Below are 17,616 nucleotides of genomic sequence, written 5' to 3'. Positions count from 1 at the left end.
GTACACGCACGTGAACACTTCTCCAGCGTAACTGAGAATAGTTCCAGTGAACACCTGTTAGCTAAAATAAATTCTGATTTGAGAGTAATCTCCGAAAAATCATGAAATTAAATGTTAAATTTCAACTAACAGGCGTGAGTTCAACTTAAAGGCATTTAAATTCAATTACATAAAACCGTGTCTGACCAGGATAGATGTCGGCAATGACTTTTTTCAGTTCAGGCAGGGTCATATTTTCCTGTTGTGCATGTTTTTCTGTGAGAGTATCCAGCGTTACGGTTGAAGTTGCGGTAACTTCAATGGTGCAAAAATAGCCGTTATCTTCAAAGCGCCCGACGCGAAGCACATCGCCCGTTTTAAAGTGCGATTCAGACTCGTCGCGGATGGTGATGGTTTTACGCCCAGCCAGAATGTCATCCTGGAAACGTTGAAAAAAAGTGATGTCGTTTGGCTGCATGGTACTATTTCCTGTAAGAATTGACTCATTTGGAGCCTATGATAGTGAAAAAACTCACCTTACCGAAAGATTTCTTATGGGGCGGCGCAGTAGCCGCTCATCAGGTCGAAGGCGGCTGGAACAAAGGCGGCAAAGGGCCGAGCATTTGTGACGTTCTGACCGGTGGCGCACACGGCGTGCCGCGCGAAATCACCAAAGAAGTCTTACCGGGCAAATACTATCCGAACCATGAAGCCGTTGATTTTTATGGTCACTACAAGGAAGACATCAAGCTATTTGCCGAAATGGGCTTCAAATGTTTTCGGACTTCCATCGCCTGGACACGCATTTTTCCAAAAGGCGATGAAGCTCAGCCAAACGAAGAAGGGCTGAAGTTCTACGATGATATGTTCGATGAACTGCTGAAATACAACATCGAACCGGTGATCACCCTCTCCCACTTTGAAATGCCGCTGCATCTGGTGCAGCAATACGGTAGCTGGACCAACCGTAAAGTGGTTGATTTCTTTGTCCGTTTCGCGGAAGTGGTATTTGAACGCTATAAGCATAAAGTCAAATACTGGATGACCTTCAACGAAATTAACAACCAGCGTAACTGGCGTGCGCCGCTGTTCGGTTACTGCTGCTCCGGCGTGGTGTATACCGAGCATGAAAACCCGGAAGAGACGATGTATCAGGTGCTGCATCACCAGTTTGTCGCCAGCGCCCTGGCGGTGAAAGCCGCGCGTCGCATTAACCCGGAGATGAAAGTCGGCTGTATGCTGGCGATGGTGCCGCTCTATCCTTACTCCTGTAACCCGGACGATGTGATGTTTGCCCAGGAGTCGATGCGCGAACGCTACGTCTTTACCGATGTGCAGCTGCGTGGCTATTACCCGTCCTATGTGTTGAACGAGTGGGAGCGTCGCGGATTTAACATCAAAATGGAAGACGGCGATCTGGATGCGCTGCGCGAAGGCACCTGCGATTATCTTGGTTTCAGCTATTACATGACCAACGCAGTGAAGGCCGAAGGCGGCACCGGCGATGCGATCTCTGGTTTTGAAGGCAGCGTACCGAACCCGTATGTTAAAGCATCTGACTGGGGCTGGCAGATTGATCCTGTGGGTCTGCGTTACGCGCTATGCGAATTGTATGAGCGTTACCAGAAGCCGCTGTTTATTGTCGAAAACGGTTTTGGCGCTTACGACAAAGTGGAAGAAGACGGCAGCATCAACGACGACTACCGCATTGATTACCTGCGCGCCCATATCGAAGAGATGAAAAAAGCGGTGACTTACGATGGCGTAGATCTGATGGGCTACACGCCGTGGGGCTGCATCGACTGCGTGTCATTCACTACCGGGCAGTACAGCAAACGCTACGGCTTTATCTATGTGAATAAACATGACGACGGTACTGGCGATATGTCGCGTTCACGTAAGAAGAGCTTTGACTGGTACAAAGAAGTGATTGCCAGCAACGGCGAGAAGCTTTAAGTCGATGAAGTACCGGATGCAATACTCGTTGCATCCGGTCAGATAACTTTCCTGTTTTATTTTCCACCCGCCAAATCGATAAAACTTCCCGTGACATAAGAGGCTTTATCACTTAACAGCCAGACGATGGCCTGCGCGACCTCTTCCGCCTGTCCGCCGCGCTGCATGGGGATGTTCGACTTGACGCGATCTACGCGTCCGGGTTCACCGCCGCTGGCGTGCATTTCGGTATAAATAAACCCTGGCCGCACGCCGTTAACGCGAATTCCTTGCGCAGCGACTTCCAGAGACAGTCCGGTGGTTAACGTATCAATCGCCCCTTTCGATGCCGCATAATCAACGTATTCTCCCGGCGATCCCAGCAGTGAGGCCACTGAAGAGACATTGACGATAGCACCGCCATTACCGCCGTTTTTTAGCGCCATACGCTTTACTGCTTCGCGGCAGCAGAGAAAAAAACCCGTCACGTTGGTGGAAAGTACCCGGTTGATTCGCTCTGCGGTAAAGTTTTCTACGGTGCACTGGGTAAACAAGATCCCGGCGTTATTGACCAGCGCGGCTAGCGGTTCATCGTGCTGATCGATTGCTGTAAACATCGCGACGACCTGGTTTTCGTCGCTGATATCCGCCTGGAGTGCAAATGCCTTGCCACCGGCTTGCGTTATTAAGTTCACCACTTCCTGCGCCGCGTGGAGGTTTTGTTGATAATTAACCGCCACCGTATACCCTTCTTGCGCCAACAGTAATGCAGTTGCCCGCCCGATGCCGCGACTGCCACCGGTCACAAGTGCTGTAGCCATTTGTTTTTCCCAAAAAATAAAGGCGCCAAAGCGCCTTTCAAATTATTGATGACAAAGTACTTTTATTATGCCGGATGCGGCGTGAACGCCTTATCCTGCCTACAAGATCGTGCAAATTCAATACATTGCACAGACTATGTAGGCCTGATAAACGAAGTGCATCAGGCAATGTTGAGTTTGACATCAGTGTCAAAGGCGCCGAAGCGCCTTTAGAAGATAGTCGAATCAGTAAATTACTGGTATTCGCTAATCGGTACGCAGGAGCAGAACAGGTGACGGTCGCCGTAAACATCATCCAGACGTTTCACCGTCGGCCAGTATTTGTCTGCCACGCCTGCCGGGAATACTGCAACTTCACGGCTGTACGGATGCGCCCACTCGGCGACCAGTTCGCTCTGAATGTGCGGCGCGTTCACCAGCGGGTTATCTTCCAGCGGCCAGACACCGGCTTTCACCTGGTCAATTTCTGCGCGGATAGCCAGCATCGCGTCGATAAAGCGATCCAGTTCCACTTTGCTTTCAGATTCAGTCGGTTCAACCATCAGCGTACCCGCCACCGGGAACGACATGGTCGGCGCGTGGAAACCGTAGTCGATCAGGCGCTTGGCAATATCCAGCTCGCTGATGCCGGTTTCTTCTTTCAGCGGGCGAATATCGAGAATACATTCGTGCGCCACGCGACCGTCGCGACCGGTATACAGCACCGGGAAGGCATCCTGCAGGCGGCTGGCAATATAGTTGGCGTTAAGAATTGCCACCTGGCTTGCTTTTTTCAGCCCTTCTGCGCCCATCATGCGGATGTACATCCAGCTGATTGGCAGGATAGAGGCGCTACCGAACGGTGCCGCAGAAACCGCGCCCTGACGGGTTAACATGCCTTCGATTTGCACCACGCTATGACCCGGTACAAACGGTGCAAGATGCGCTTTCACGCCGATCGGTCCCATACCCGGACCACCACCGCCGTGCGGAATGCAGAAAGTTTTATGCAGGTTGAGGTGCGAAACGTCTGCGCCAATAAAGCCCGGCGAGGTGATGCCAACCTGAGCATTCATGTTCGCACCATCAAGGTAAACCTGACCGCCGAACTGATGCACGACTTCACACACTTCACGGATCGTTTCTTCATACACGCCGTGGGTGGACGGATAGGTCACCATGATACAGGAGAGGTTATCGCCCGCCTGTTCCGCTTTCGCGCGCAGATCAGCCAGATCGATGTTGCCGTTTTTATCACAAGCCACAACCACCACCTGCATTCCTGCCATATGTGCAGAAGCGGGGTTAGTTCCGTGCGCAGAAGCCGGGATCAGGCAGATATCGCGATGCCCTTCGTTGCGGCTTTCATGATAATGACGAATCGCCAGCAGGCCCGCGTATTCGCCCTGTGCGCCAGAGTTCGGCTGCATACAGACGGCGTCGTAACCGGTCAATTTCACCAGCCAGTCAGCCAGCTGCGCGATCATCTGCTGATAACCTTCGGCCTGCTCGGGCGGGCAGAACGGGTGCAGTTCGGCAAATTCCGGCCAGGTGATTGGGATCATCTCGGCGGCGGCGTTCAGTTTCATGGTGCAGGAACCCAGCGGGATCATCGCCTGATTCAGCGCCAGATCTTTACGCTCCAGCGAGTGCATATAGCGCATCATTTCGGTTTCGCTATGGTAGCGATTAAACACCGGATGGGTGAGAATTTCGTCGTCGCGCAGCATCGCAGGCTGAATAGAGCGGCTGTCGTGAGCCACGTCTTTGTCCAGCGTGTCTATGTCCAGCCCGTGGTTATCGCCCAGCAGCACGCTGAAAAGCTGCATCACGTTTTCGCGCGTGGTGGTTTCATCAAGGGTGATCCCAACCGCGTTCAGAATATCGCTACGCAGGTTGATTTCAGCCGCTTCGGCACGCGCCAGTACGCCCGCTTTGTCTGCCACTTCCACACACAAAGTGTCGAAATAGTGCGCATGGCGCAGCTTCAGACCTTTTTGTTGCAGGCCCGCCGCCAGAATATCGGTCAGACGGTGGATGCGATTAGCGATACGTTTCAGGCCAACCGGGCCGTGATAAACGGCATACAGGCTGGCGATGTTTGCCAGAAGTACCTGGGAAGTACAAATGTTGGAGTTCGCTTTCTCACGGCGAATATGTTGCTCGCGAGTCTGCATCGCCATGCGCAGCGCGGTATTGCCAGCTGCATCTTTCGATACACCGATAATACGGCCCGGCATTGAGCGTTTGTATTCATCTTTCGCCGCAAAGAATGCCGCGTGCGGGCCACCGTAGCCCATCGGCACACCAAAGCGTTGCGCCGAACCAAAAACAATATCCGCGCCCTGTTTACCCGGCGCGGTTAACAGCACCAGCGCCATAATATCGGCGGCGACGCTGACCACAATTTTGCGTGATTTCAGTTCGCTGATAAGCGCAGTGTAGTCATGGATTTCGCCCGTCGTACCGACCTGCTGTAACAGCACGCCGAACACCTCCTGGTGATCGAGCACTTTTTGCGCGTCATCGACAATCACTTCAAAACCAAAGGTTTCGGCACGGGTGCGAACCACATCCAGCGTTTGCGGATGAACGTCAGAAGCAACGAAGAAGCGGTTGGCATTTTTCAGTTTGCTGACGCGTTTCGCCATCGCCATTGCTTCGGCGGCAGCAGTGGCTTCGTCAAGAAGAGAAGCCGAAGCCATATCCAGCCCGGTTAAATCCAGCGTTACCTGCTGGAAGTTGAGCAGTGCTTCGAGGCGGCCCTGGGAGACTTCAGGTTGATACGGAGTATACGCGGTATACCAGCCCGGATTTTCCAGCATGTTACGCAGAATAACCGGCGGCAACTGCACGGCGGTGTAACCCATGCCAATGTAAGACGTGAAGCGTTTATTGCGACTGGCAATAGCCTTGAGTTCCGCCAGCGCGGCGTATTCGGTCGCCGGTGCGCCAACCTGCGGCGGAGTCGCAAGCTGAATATCTTTCGGCACAATCTGGCCGGTCAGCGCGTTTAACGATTGTGCGCCAACGGCATTCAGCATTTCTTGCTGTTGCGCGGCGTCCGGTCCGATATGGCGTTCAATAAAAGCGCCGCTGTTTTCAAGCTGGCTTAACGTCTGTGTCATGAGCGATGGTTCCTGAAACGTGCAGTGAATTGTGAACCTCTCTCCTTGCGAAGAGAGTGAGGGTGAGACGTAAATTTCCCTCACCCTGATCCTCTCCCGCAGAAGAGGATTAAAGCCGTTACTCGTCTTCTAACAGTGCTTCGTATGCGGTCGCATCCAGCAGTGATTCCAGTTCGCTTTCATCGCTGGCTTTGATTTTAAAGATCCAGCCGCCTGCATACGGTTCGCTGTTCACCAGTTCCGGGGAATCGCTCAGTACGTCGTTTACCGCCACGATTTCACCGCTTACTGGCGCATAAATGTCTGACGCCGCTTTTACCGATTCGGCAACCGCGCAGTCATCGCCCGCGCTAACCGTCGCGCCCACTTCCGGCAGGTCAACAAACACCATATCGCCTAACAGCTCCTGAGCGTGTTCGGTGATGCCAACGGTGTAAGTGCCGTCGGCTTCTTTACGCAGCCATTCGTGTTCTTTGCTGTATTTCAGTTCTGCTGGTACGTTGCTCATCAATCAATCTCCAAAAAAGTAAATCACGCGACGGCTTTGCCGTTACGCACAAAAACAGGTTTCGTCACTTTAACCGGCATTTCACGGTTGCGAATTTGCACAATCGCTGTTTCACCAATACCTTCCGGCACGCGCGCCAGCGCAATGCTATAACCCAGCGTCGGGGAGAAAGTACCGCTGGTGATAATGCCTTCATGCTGGTTGCCCTGCGCGTCGGTAAAACGTACCGGCAGTTCATTACGCAGCACGCCTTTTTCGGTCATCACCAGACCAACTAATTTTTCTGTGCCATGCTCACGCTGCACTTCCAGAGCTTCACGGCCGATAAAGTCACGATCTGCCGGTTCCCAGGCGATAGTCCAGCCCATGTTGGCGGCTAAAGGAGAAATGGTTTCGTCCATCTCCTGACCATAAAGATTCATGCCCGCTTCCAGACGCAGCGTGTCACGCGCGCCCAGGCCGCATGGCTTAACGCCCGCTTCCACCAGCGCGCGCCAGAAATCGGCCGCTTTTTCATTGGGCAGCGCAATTTCATAACCCGCTTCACCGGTATAACCGGTGGTGGCAATAAACAGATCGCCCGCCTGCACGCCAAAGAACGGTTTCATCCCTTCCACTGCCTGACGCTGGGCATCATTAAACAGTGTGGCAGCTTTTGCCTGCGCATTCGGCCCTTGTACGGCAATCATGGAAAGGTCATCACGAACGGTAATTTCGATGCCGAAAGGTTCAGCGTGTTGGGTAATCCAGGAGAGGTCTTTTTCGCGGGTGGCGGAGTTAACAACGAGGCGGAAGAAATCTTCAGTGAAGTAGTAGACGATGAGGTCATCTATCACACCGCCAGAGGCATTCAGCATCCCCGAGTAAAGGGCTTTGCCGCTTTTGGTGAGCTTCGCCACATCGTTCGCCAGCAGATAACGCAGAAACTCCCGGGTGCGGCTGCCGCGGAGATCGACGATGGTCATATGCGACACATCAAACATTCCGGCATCGGTACGTACCGCATGATGTTCGTCGATTTGCGAACCGTAATGCAGCGGCATCATCCAGCCGTGGAAATCCACCATGCGAGCGCCGCAAAGCGTGTGTTGTTCGTACAAAGGAGTCTGTTGTGCCATCTTGTCCTCATTGAATAAGCGGGGCTGACAACTTTTCGCGGTGAAATTGTCACCACGAAACCCAGCACTGGAGCCACTCCCGGTCCCCAACGCAATCGTTCTCTTTTCCCTGAACTTACCACCGAAACAGACGGTTAACCATAAGGAAAAATTGATCATCACATTAGCTTATGGTTAAAAACCGCAAAAATGACAACAGGACAAAAAACCAAATAACACGATACCAGCAAACAAACATAACGAATTAATAAAACAGTTTTGAATAAAGCGATATTAAGAACTAAAAAATTGTCAAATATCACTAAATCAAAAATTAACGACATTAGAAAATATAATGCGAAATTGCGGGTGAAATTAGTTTATTTCAAATGAGGAAAATCTCCCGGCGAAAAAACCGGGAGATGAAAGTGTGATGGGTATCAAATAAACAACAGAGGAGAAATTTTTAACGCAGCCATTCAGGCAAATCGTTTAATCCCATTGCCTGGCGGATAAGTTGTGGTTTAACGCCAGGAAGCGTGTCGGCCAGTTTCAGACCAATATCACGCAGCAGTTTTTTCGCCGGATTGGTACCGGAAAACAGATCGCGAAAGCCCTGCATACCTGCCAGCATCAGCGCTGCGCTGTGCTTACGGCTACGCTCATAGCGACGCAGGTAAATGTACTGCCCGATGTCTTTACCCTGACGGTGCAACCGTTTCAGTTCAGCAATCAGCTCTGCAGCATCCATAAAGCCGAGATTTACCCCCTGCCCCGCCAGCGGGTGGATGGTATGCGCGGCGTCGCCCACCAGCGCCAGACGGTGCGCGGCAAACTGGCGCGCATAACGCCCCGTCAGCGGAAACACCTGACGCTCGCTCTCAACCTTGCATAAGCCCAGGCGATTATCAAAAGCGATATTTAACGCGCGATTAAATTCGTCTTCCCCTGCCTGCTGCATCCGCTGCGCTTCCTCTGGCGACAGTGACCAGACAATCGAGCAAAGATGCGGATCGCTAAGCGGTAAAAAGGCCAGAATGCCTTCGCCATGGAAAACCTGCCGCGCCACCGCATCATGCGGTTCTTCCGTGCGAATGGTCGCCACCAGCGCGTGATGCTGATAATCCCAGAAAGTCAGCGGAATATCGGCCTTGTTGCGCAACCAGGAATTAGCGCCGTCCGCACCAATTACCAGACGCGCCGTTAACATGCTGCCATCTTTCAGCGTCAGGAAGGTTTCGTTTTCCCCCCAGGCGACCTGCTGTAATTCTGCGGGGGCCAGCAGGGTGATATCTGATGACTGCTGTGCTTTGTTCCACAGCGAGTAATGAATCACTGAGTTTTCAACGATATGCCCAAGATGGCTATAGCCCATGCTTTGATCGTCAAACGAGATGTGACCAAAACTGTCTTTATCCCACACTTCCATACCGTGATAACAGCTGGCTCGGCGAGAGAGGATGTCCTGCCAGACGCCAAGACGGGTGAGTAATTTTTCGCTGGCGGCATTGATAGCCGAAACGCGCAGTTGTGGTGGTGCATCCGCCGCCAGAGGTTCCGGTACGCGCTGCTCCAGTACGGCAACGCGTAAGCCGCTCCCCTGTAAGCCGCAGGCAACCGCCAACCCCACCATGCCGCCGCCAACAATGGCTACATCAACACTTTGCATTGTTTATTCCTTAAAACCGCCTTCAACGCGCCACCCAACCGAGGGTGCGCTGCGCCAGCACATCGCGTGCCGGGGTGAATAATTCCATCGTCATCAGTCCGATGTTGCGCCCGACAACCAGCGGCGCCCAACGGTTGGCAAAAAGATGTACCAGACTGTCCGTGACGCCGATGGTTGCTTCGCGATCGCTCTGCCGACGCTGCTGATAACGGCATAATACGCCGTAATCACCAATGTCTTCTGCGCGCTCCTGCGCCTGGGTCAGGGTTTCCGCAAGGCTCATCACATCACGCATACCGAGGTTAAATCCTTGCCCGGCAATCGGGTGCAGGGTTTGCGCCGCATTGCCCACCAGCACGGTGCGATGGGTAATCGGTCTGGCGGCGCGGGTTAACGCCAGCGGATAAGCACTGCGTTTACCGGCGTGGGTAATTTGCCCCAGTCGCCAGCCAAAGGCTGACTGGAGTTCACGGCAAAACTTCTCGTCGCTCCACGCCAACACTTCTTCGCGCCGTTCCAGTGGATGACACCAGACCAGCGAACAGCGTCCTTCAGACATCGGCAACATCGCCAGCGGGCCATGTTGCGTAAAGCGTTCAAAAGCGCGGCCTTCGTGCGCAACGGAAGTCGCAACGTTCGCAATCACAGCCAGTTGTTCGTAGGGCTCCTGCTGCCAGTCAACGCCGCACACAGTGGCTAACGCTGAATGGGTGCCATCAGCGGCTATCAGCACGCGGCCCGTCAGCGTCTCGCCACTCTCCAGCGTCACTTCAACGTTAGCTGGGGTACGAACAACATTAGCAATGCGATCCGGGCAATGCACCGTTACGCCAGGCGCTTTGCGCAACAGCGAAAACAGCCGCTGCCCGACATTATGCAATTCGACAACCTGCCCCAGCGCCGCCAGTTGGTAATCTTCTGCGGCGAGGGTGACGAATCCGGCATGACCGCGATCACTGACATGCACGGTGGTGATGGCGGTTGCGCAATCAGCCAGAGATTGCCAGACGCCAATGCGCGCCAGTTGCTGACAGGTACCCGCCGCCAGCGCAATAGCCCGTCCATCAAAGCCCGGATGAGCATGAGACTCTGGCGCGGTCGCTTCAATCAAATGTACCGGCAGCGTCCCGTGACTTAACCGGGAAATAGCCAGCGCCAGCGTCGCGCCCGCCATGCCGCCACCGACGATGATTACGCTCATTGCTTTCTCGCAGCTGCCATCAACGCTTCAATTTCTTCCGGCTTTTTCACCACGCTGGCGGTGAGGTTTTCGTTGCCGTTTTCGGTAATCACAATGTCGTCTTCAATACGAATGCCGATCCCACGATATTGTTCTGGTACATCCGCATCCGGCGCAATATACAGACCGGGCTCTACGGTCAGTACCATACCTGGTTCAAGAATGCGCGAGCGCTCCTGGCCATAAACGCCCACATCATGGACATCCAGTCCTAACCAGTGGCTAAGGCCATGCATAAAGAAAGGACGATGTGCGTTCTGAGCGATCAGTTCATCAACATCACCTTTGAGGATGCCGAGTTTTACCAGGCCGCTAACCATGATACGCACAACTTCCCCGGTGACTTCCTGAATGGAGGTTCCCGGACGATACAGACGCAAGCTGGTTTCGAGAGATTCCAGCACAATGTCGTAGATTTCGCGCTGGGCCTGGGTGAATTTGCCGTTGACCGGGAAGGTACGGGTGATATCGCCCGCGTAACCTTTATATTCACAACCAGCATCAATCAACACCAGGTCGCCGTCGCGCAGTTCACACTCGTTTTCGGTGTAATGCAGAATGCAGCCGTTTTCACCACTGCCGACAATGGTGTTATAGGAAGGATAGCGCGCACCGTGGCGGTTGAATTCGTGGTGAATTTCGCCTTCCAGATGGTACTCGAACATCCCCGGACGGCATTTTTCCATCGCCCGGGTATGCGCCAGGGCGGTGATTTCACCCGCGCGGCGAAGTACGGCAATCTCTTCCGGCGATTTGAACAGGCGCATTTCATGAACAATGGGACGCCAGTCGATCATCGTTGCTGGCGCGGTGAGATTTTGCCGCGAGCCTTTACGCAGTTTTTCCAGCGCACTATTCACGATTTCATCAGCATATGCATATTCGCCCTGGGCGTGGTAAACCACATCCAGACCATTAAGTAGTTGATAAAGTTGCTGATTGATTTCGCTGAACGCCAGAGCGCGATCAACGCCCAGTTTCTCTGGCGCGGCATCCTGCCCTAAACGACGGCCAAACCAGATCTCCGCCGTCAGGTCGCGCACGCGGTTAAACAAAACGCTGTGGTTATGAGTGTCATCGCTTTTAATCAGCACCAGCACCGCTTCCGGTTCATTAAAGCCGGTGAAGTACCAGAAGTCGCTGTTCTGACGATAGGGGTATTCGCTGTCGGCGCTACGGGTCACTTCTGGTGCCGCAAAAATCAGCGCGGCGCTGCCGGGTTGCATTTGCTCCACCAGGGCCTGACGGCGGCGCTGAAATTCCTGCTGAGATATCTCACTCATAACACTCTCCTTACGTTTTTTGTTTTTAGTGTAGAGTTGGTTTTTGTACTTCTGGTGCGGTCGGTTGCGGATGAGTAAAGGTGTCGTGGCATAACAGCGCGGCAACACGGACGTACTCGATGATCTCTTCAAGCGACATTTCCAGCTCTTCTTGATCTTCGTCTTCGTCGTAGCCCAGTTGCGCGATGTTACGCAGATCGTCAATGGCTTCGCCAGTTTCACCGGTCACTTTATCCAGCTTCGGCTGAGTGACGCCAAGACCGAGCAGGAAGTGATTTACCCAGCCTGCCAACGCATCAGCGCGATCGAAAACGCTAACGTCATCGCCATCAGGCAGATAAAGCTGAAAAAGGAAGCCGTCATCTTGCAAGGCATCACTGGTGGCAGAGTGCATTTTGCGCAATGCCTGGGCAAGTTCATGCCCGAAAGCCATACCTTCGTTCGTCAGGTCGTGAAGCAGCGGCAGCCAGGAGCTGTCATCATTACCGCCACATATCATCCCACTGATTAAACCATGCATCTCAGCAGGGGTCAGACCTGTCCCTTGTTGGTTCAGATACTGGTTCATTTCATTGTAACCAGGCATTTCGTTCTGTATTGACATAAGCATTCGGCATCAAAGGGAGGAAGATTCATGATATGCTATCACTTTGGACCCTGGTGGACCAGAAAAGGGCTTGTCTCATTGCACCAGGGTAGCTATAGTTTCGCCCCTTCGCAGACCAAAGGTCTGAAGGCGAAGGCAGCGCAGTCAATCAGCAGGAAGGTGGCATGTCTGCACAACCCGTCGATATCCAAATTTTTGGCCGTTCACTGCGTGTGAACTGCCCGCCTGACCAAAGGGATGCGTTGAATCAGGCTGCGGACGATCTGAACCAACGGTTGCAAGATCTGAAAGAACGCACTAGAGTCACAAATACTGAACAGTTGGTTTTCATTGCCGCATTGAATATCAGCTACGAGTTAGCGCAAGAAAAAGCGAAGACTCGTGACTACGCGGCAAGTATGGAACAGCGTATTCGGATGCTGCAACAGACCATCGAACAAGCGTTACTTGAACAAGGTCGCATCACCGAAAAAACGAACCAAAACTTTGAATGACACTTTCCGGTTTACTGTGGTAGAGTAACCGTGAAGACAAAATTTCTCTGAGATGTTCGCAAGCGGGCCAGTCCCCTGAGCCGATATTTCATACCACAAGAATGTGGCGCTCCGTGGTTGGTGAGCATGCTCGGTCCGTCCGAGAAGCCTTAAAACTGCGACGACACATTCACCTTGAACCAAGGGTTCAAGGGTTACAACCTGCGGCGGCATCTCGGAGATTCCCTTCTTAATCTGGCACCAGCCATGACGCAACTACCAGAATTCCCACTGACATTATCCCGACAAGAAATCCGTAAAATGATTCGGCAGCGTCGTCGTGCGTTAACGCCGGAGCAACAACGTGAAATGGGCCAGCTGGCTGCCATGCGGATGATGAATTATCCCCCTGTTGTGATGGCGCATACGGTCGCTGTATTTCTCTCTTTTGATGGCGAACTCGACACCCAGCCGCTCATAGAACAACTCTGGCGCGCAGGTAAGCGCGTGTATCTTCCAGTTTTACATCCCTTTAGTGCCGGTAATTTACTGTTCCTGAATTACCATCCTAAGAGTGAACTGGTGATGAACAGGTTGAAGATCCACGAACCAAAACTGGACGTGCGTGACGTGCTACCCCTTTCCCGATTAGACGTCCTGATAACACCGCTGGTCGCCTTTGATGAGTTCGGTCAACGCCTCGGAATGGGCGGTGGATTTTATGATCGGACATTGCAAAACTGGCAGCACTACAACATGCAGCCAGTAGGTTATGCCCATGATTGCCAGTTGGTGGAAAAACTCCCCGTAGAAGAATGGGACGTCCCGCTGCCTGCGGTGGTTACGCCATCGAAAATCTGGGAGTGGTGAGGGCGACACACCTGCATCGCCCTGATTGACATCGTTGATTCTTTGACCTAATTTAGTGAGTAAGGGTAAGGGAGGATTGCTCCTCCCCTGAGACTGACTGTTAATAAGCTGGCAAACTTATGAGTAACAGTACAATCAGTATGATGACAAGTCGCATCATAACCCTTCTCCTTTAAGCCCTCGCTTCGGTGAGGGCTTTACCGTTACAGCCCTGCGCTGCCCCGTCATCGTAAATCCTCTTTGAATAAACACAACGCATTGATCTGGCTTTAATTTATTTCTTCGAGCAGGCTCGCAAAGGCGATTACACAGCGATGCAAATGCCGTAATTAGCGCGGTAAAAAGGATAAAAAAACGGGCAAGTCAGTGACCTGCCCGTTGATTGTCAGAGAAGGAAAATTAGTACAGCAGACGGGCGCGAACAGTACCCGGAATAGCTTTCATGGCCTGTAACGCTTTTTCAGCAACGTCTTCGTCAGCTTCAATATCAATAACGACGTAACCCATCTGGGCAGAAGTTTGCAGATATTGCGCGGCAATGTTGACGCCCTGCTCGGCAAATATTTTGTTCAGCGCAGTCAGCACGCCCGGGCGGTTTTCGTGAATGTGCATCAGACGGCGTCCACCATGCAACGGCAGCGAGACTTCCGGGAAGTTCACCGCAGAGAGTGTGGAGCCATTGTCAGAGTACTTGATTAATTTGCCCGCAACTTCCAGGCCGATATTCTCCTGTGCTTCCTGAGTTGAACCGCCAATGTGTGGCGTCAGAAGGACGTTGTCGAATTCGCACAGCGGAGAGGTAAATGGATCGCTGTTGGTCGCCGGTTCCGTCGGAAATACGTCGATTGCCGCCCCCGCCAGATGTTTGCTCGCCAGCGCGTCACACAGCGCCGGAATATCAACCACCGTTCCGCGCGAAGCGTTAATCAGTAGCGAGCCCGGCTTCATCAGCGAGATCTCTTTCGCGCCCATCATATTTTTGGTAGACGCATTCTCTGGCACATGCAGACTCACTACATCGCTCATATTCAGCAGGTCGGAAAGATGTTGCACCTGAGTGGCGTTGCCCAAAGGCAGTTTGTTTTCAATATCATAGAAGTAAACATACATCCCCAGCGATTCCGCCAGAATGCCCAGTTGCGTACCAATATGACCATAACCAATAATGCCCAGCTTTTTGCCGCGCGCTTCAAAAGAACCTGCGGCCAGCTTGTTCCATACGCCACGGTGCGCTTTGGCGTTGGCTTCCGGCACTCCGCGTAATAGCAGCAGAAGTTCGCCAATCACCAACTCAGCAACGGAACGCGTATTTGAAAACGGGGCATTAAATACCGGGATCCCGCGTTTTGCCGCAGCATTCAAATCAACCTGGTTGGTCCCAATGCAGAAACAGCCAATAGCGACCAGTTTTTCAGCAGCATTGATCACGTCTTCGGTCAGATGGGTACGGGATCGCAAGCCGATGAAGTGGGCATCGCGGATGGATTCTTTTAATTGTTCATCATCCAGCGCGCCTTTGTGAAATTCGATGTTGGTGTAACCTGCCGCACGAAGGCTTTCGAGCGCCTTTTGATGCACGCCTTCTACCAGCAGAAACTTAATCTTGTCTTTCTCCAGCGATACCTTTGCCATTTACCCAATCCTGTCTTTGAAATGTTGTGTGCGGATTTGCGTCCGCCTTTCAACATATCAAAAAATAATATTGCGGCAATATGAACGTTTGCGTCGCGATGTTGAGGAAATATCACGCAAAGGTATTTCTTGGATGAATATGCTGGTTTAGAGGATTTATTTAGAGCAATCGACAATAGCCTGGTAAAAACGTGACACATGTCACCAAATTTAATGAAGAGAATTTTTTTAACGGGGGAGGTTCCCCCGTCAGATCATTTCACAATGGTTTTGACACCGTCAGGTGTGCCAATCAGCGCAACGTCCGCGCCACGGTTAGCAAACAAGCCAACGGTCACCACGCCAGGAATCGCATTTATAGCGTTTTCCATCGCGATCGGGTCAAGGATTTCCATGCCGTGGACGTCGAGGATCACGTTGCCATTATCGGTCACCACACCCTGACGGTATTCCGGACGACCGCCCAGTTTCACCAGCTGGCGCGCCACTGCACTACGTGCCATCGGGATAACTTCTACTGGCAGCGGGAATTTGCCCAGAATATCAACCTGCTTGGAAGCGTCTGCAATACAGATAAATTTTTCCGCAACCGAAGCAATGATTTTTTCACGGGTCAGCGCCGCACCGCCGCCTTTGATCATCTGCATGTGGCCGTTGATTTCATCTGCGCCATCAACGTAGATGCCAAGGCTGTCGACTTCGTTGAGATCAAAAACGTGAATGCCGAGGCTCTTCAGTTTTTCAGTGGAAGCATCTGAACTGGAAACGGCCCCTTCAATCTGGCCTTTCATTGTACCGAGCGCGTCAATAAAGTGTGCGGCGGTGGAACCTGTACCTACACCAACAATGGTGCCGGGCTGAACATACTGAAGTGCCGCCCATCCTACTGCTTTTTTCAATTCATCCTGCGTCATGATCGTTTCGCCTGTGGTATGAAATTTCACTCGCATTATATACAAAAAAAGCGATTCAGACCCCGTTGGCAAGCCGCGTGGTTAACTCATCCATAAAATAACGGGCAATGTTGCTCTTCAGGAAAAAGATAGACAAAGGGCCTAATATTCAGCTCCACAGCATAAACCGTTGCACCAACTCTCCGTTCTCCCGCGCAGACGCAATGGGATTATTGGCCGATAAACCAACCTTTACAACACACGGCCCAGGTACTTCACAAAGGTTTAGAAAGCACGGTATTGCCAACCAAAATGTCCACTATGACCGCTTTTGTATGCGTTAAATACTCTGTACCCAAAGCAAAATTATGTCATAGTTCGGCATAAGAAAATTTGAGGAGCAGGTTAAAGCAATGAAACGCCCGGACTACAGGACATTACAGGCACTGGATGCGGTGATACGTGAACGAGGATTTGAGCGCGCGGCACAGAAATTGTGCATTACGCAATCAGCCGTCTCACAGCGCATTAAGCAGCTGGAAAATATGTTCGGGCAGCCGCTGTTGGTGCGAACGGTTCCCCCGCGCCCGACAGAACAAGGGCAAAAATTACTGGCACTGCTTCGCCAGGTCGAGCTGCTGGAAGAAGAGTGGCTGGGCGATGAACAAACCGGTTCCACCCCACTACTGCTCTCGCTGGCAGTCAACGCCGACAGTCTGGCAACCTGGTTGCTTCCGGCACTGGCTCCTGTACTGGCTGATTCGCCTATTCGCCTGAACTTACAGGTGGAAGATGAAACTCGCACCCAGGAGCGTCTGCGTCGAGGTGAAGTGGTCGGCGCGGTGAGTATTCAGCATCAGGCGCTGCCCAGTTGCCTGGTCGATAAACTTGGCGCGCTCGACTATCTGTTCGTTAGCTCCAAACCGTTTGCCGAGAAATACTTCCCCAACGGAGTAAGCCGTTCTGCGCTGCTCAAAGCACCAGTAGTCGCGTTTGACCATCTTGACGATATGCACCAGGCATTTTTGCAGCAAAACTTCGATCTGCCGCCAGGTAGCGTACCGTGCCATATCGTTAACTCGTCCGAAGCCTTCGTGCAGCTCGCTCGCCAGGGTACAACCTGCTGTATGATCCCACACCTGCAAATTGAAAAAGAATTGGCCAGCGGAGAGTTGATTGATCTGACGCCCGGGCTGTTCCAACGGCGAATGCTTTACTGGCATCGCTTTGCCCCAGAAAGCCGCATGATGCGTAAAGTCACTGATGCTTTGCTCGACTATGGTCACAAAGTGCTTCGTCAGGATTAATCAATCAGTTAACGCCTGGTAGCACATATCAGGCGTTTTTCTTTTTTTCTTTTTTATTCTTTGAATAAAGTCACAAAACAGACAAATCTCACACGGCAAAAAACGACGCCCCATTCCATTTTTTTTGCTGGCGACAAACCCGTATAAAAAGCTCACCGTAAGCGCAAACACCCTCATTTTTATTGCGTTTTATGG

16 protein-coding genes and 1 other RNA gene are annotated in these 17,616 nt (G+C 52.3%); 5 read left to right on the top strand and 12 right to left on the bottom strand.

Annotated features, from left to right (window positions below; all coding sequences use genetic code 11):
- Nucleotides 1-145: 145 nt before the first annotated feature.
- On the bottom strand, nucleotides 146-457 hold the full coding sequence (yqfB, locus tag D9597_RS01610) for a N(4)-acetylcytidine aminohydrolase (protein ID WP_130221460.1): 312 nt from the start codon (nucleotides 455-457) through the stop codon (nucleotides 146-148).
- A gap of 44 nt (nucleotides 458-501) precedes the next feature.
- On the opposite strand from yqfB, the gene bglA reads away from it, so the two are divergent.
- Complete coding sequence (bglA, locus tag D9597_RS01605; protein WP_165383525.1) at nucleotides 502-1,935, top strand: 6-phospho-beta-glucosidase BglA; 1,434 nt, start codon at nucleotides 502-504, stop codon at nucleotides 1,933-1,935.
- A 56-nt stretch (nucleotides 1,936-1,991) separates the two neighbouring features.
- On the opposite strand, the gene D9597_RS01600 is transcribed toward bglA, so the two are convergent.
- From D9597_RS01600 to ygfB, 8 genes are all read right to left on the bottom strand, one after another.
- Entirely contained in the window at nucleotides 1,992-2,735 is a 744-nt protein-coding gene (locus D9597_RS01600) for an SDR family oxidoreductase (protein ID WP_130221458.1), read from the bottom strand.
- Nucleotides 2,736-2,968: 233 nt separating this feature from the next.
- Nucleotides 2,969-5,842, bottom strand: a complete 2,874-nt coding sequence (gcvP, locus tag D9597_RS01595; protein ID WP_130221457.1) for an aminomethyl-transferring glycine dehydrogenase — start codon at nucleotides 5,840-5,842, stop codon at nucleotides 2,969-2,971.
- Between the two features lie 118 nt (nucleotides 5,843-5,960).
- A complete protein-coding gene (gene gcvH / locus D9597_RS01590) occupies nucleotides 5,961-6,350 on the bottom strand; it encodes a glycine cleavage system protein GcvH (RefSeq protein ID WP_001307993.1) in 390 nt (129 codons plus the stop codon).
- Nucleotides 6,351-6,373: 23 nt separating this feature from the next.
- Nucleotides 6,374-7,468 carry a glycine cleavage system aminomethyltransferase GcvT gene (gcvT, locus tag D9597_RS01585; protein WP_000068701.1) on the bottom strand — a complete coding sequence of 365 codons (1,095 nt, stop codon included), beginning with the start codon at nucleotides 7,466-7,468 and terminating at the stop codon, nucleotides 6,374-6,376.
- Between the two features lie 445 nt (nucleotides 7,469-7,913).
- Nucleotides 7,914-9,116 carry an FAD-dependent 2-octaprenylphenol hydroxylase gene (gene ubiI, locus D9597_RS01575; RefSeq protein ID WP_130221456.1) on the bottom strand — a complete coding sequence of 401 codons (1,203 nt, stop codon included), beginning with the start codon at nucleotides 9,114-9,116 and terminating at the stop codon, nucleotides 7,914-7,916.
- Between the two features lie 22 nt (nucleotides 9,117-9,138).
- On the bottom strand, nucleotides 9,139-10,317 hold the full coding sequence (ubiH, locus tag D9597_RS01570; RefSeq protein ID WP_130221455.1) for a 2-octaprenyl-6-methoxyphenyl hydroxylase: 1,179 nt from the start codon (nucleotides 10,315-10,317) through the stop codon (nucleotides 9,139-9,141).
- On the bottom strand, nucleotides 10,314-11,639 hold the full coding sequence (gene pepP, locus D9597_RS01565; protein WP_130221454.1) for a Xaa-Pro aminopeptidase: 1,326 nt from the start codon (nucleotides 11,637-11,639) through the stop codon (nucleotides 10,314-10,316). Before pepP ends, ubiH begins: the two co-directional genes overlap by 4 nt.
- A gap of 25 nt (nucleotides 11,640-11,664) precedes the next feature.
- Nucleotides 11,665-12,243, bottom strand: a complete 579-nt coding sequence (gene ygfB, locus D9597_RS01560) for a UPF0149 family protein YgfB (protein ID WP_001295378.1) — start codon at nucleotides 12,241-12,243, stop codon at nucleotides 11,665-11,667.
- A gap of 167 nt (nucleotides 12,244-12,410) precedes the next feature.
- Between ygfB and zapA the strand changes: the two genes are divergently transcribed.
- The 3 genes from zapA to D9597_RS01545 all read left to right on the top strand — a co-directional run bounded on the left by zapA (nucleotide 12,411) and on the right by D9597_RS01545 (nucleotide 13,589).
- The gene (zapA, locus tag D9597_RS01555) at nucleotides 12,411-12,740 is read left to right on the top strand and encodes a cell division protein ZapA (protein ID WP_001276008.1); all 330 of its coding nucleotides are present in this window, start codon (nucleotides 12,411-12,413) and stop codon (nucleotides 12,738-12,740) included.
- Nucleotides 12,741-12,781: 41 nt separating this feature from the next.
- Nucleotides 12,782-12,965, top strand: a non-coding RNA gene (ssrS, locus tag D9597_RS01550) — 6S RNA.
- Between the two features lie 21 nt (nucleotides 12,966-12,986).
- Nucleotides 12,987-13,589 carry a 5-formyltetrahydrofolate cyclo-ligase gene (locus tag D9597_RS01545; protein ID WP_130221453.1) on the top strand — a complete coding sequence of 201 codons (603 nt, stop codon included), beginning with the start codon at nucleotides 12,987-12,989 and terminating at the stop codon, nucleotides 13,587-13,589.
- A 100-nt stretch (nucleotides 13,590-13,689) separates the two neighbouring features.
- Here the strand turns inward: D9597_RS01545 and D9597_RS01540 are convergent, their stop codons facing one another.
- From D9597_RS01540 to rpiA, 3 genes are all read right to left on the bottom strand, one after another.
- Nucleotides 13,690-13,749 (bottom strand): type I toxin-antitoxin system Ibs family toxin, encoded by a 60-nt coding sequence (locus D9597_RS01540; RefSeq protein WP_100635201.1) that lies wholly within the window; start codon nucleotides 13,747-13,749, stop codon nucleotides 13,690-13,692.
- Nucleotides 13,750-13,988: 239 nt separating this feature from the next.
- Entirely contained in the window at nucleotides 13,989-15,221 is a 1,233-nt protein-coding gene (gene serA / locus D9597_RS01535; RefSeq protein WP_130217979.1) for a phosphoglycerate dehydrogenase, read from the bottom strand.
- A 254-nt stretch (nucleotides 15,222-15,475) separates the two neighbouring features.
- Nucleotides 15,476-16,135 (bottom strand): ribose-5-phosphate isomerase RpiA, encoded by a 660-nt coding sequence (gene rpiA / locus D9597_RS01530; protein ID WP_000189743.1) that lies wholly within the window; start codon nucleotides 16,133-16,135, stop codon nucleotides 15,476-15,478.
- A 392-nt stretch (nucleotides 16,136-16,527) separates the two neighbouring features.
- Between rpiA and argP the strand changes: the two genes are divergently transcribed.
- Complete coding sequence (gene argP / locus D9597_RS01525; RefSeq protein ID WP_000828349.1) at nucleotides 16,528-17,421, top strand: DNA-binding transcriptional regulator ArgP; 894 nt, start codon at nucleotides 16,528-16,530, stop codon at nucleotides 17,419-17,421.
- The last annotated feature ends 195 nt before the right edge of the window (nucleotides 17,422-17,616 follow it).

The sequence above is a fragment of the Escherichia sp. E13S3 genome (assembly GCF_004212325.1).
In the GTDB taxonomy this organism is placed as follows: Bacteria; Pseudomonadota; Gammaproteobacteria; order Enterobacterales; family Enterobacteriaceae; genus Escherichia.
Note: the sequence above shows the minus strand (reverse complement) of the source record. Positions and strands in the feature narration are given on the sequence as shown.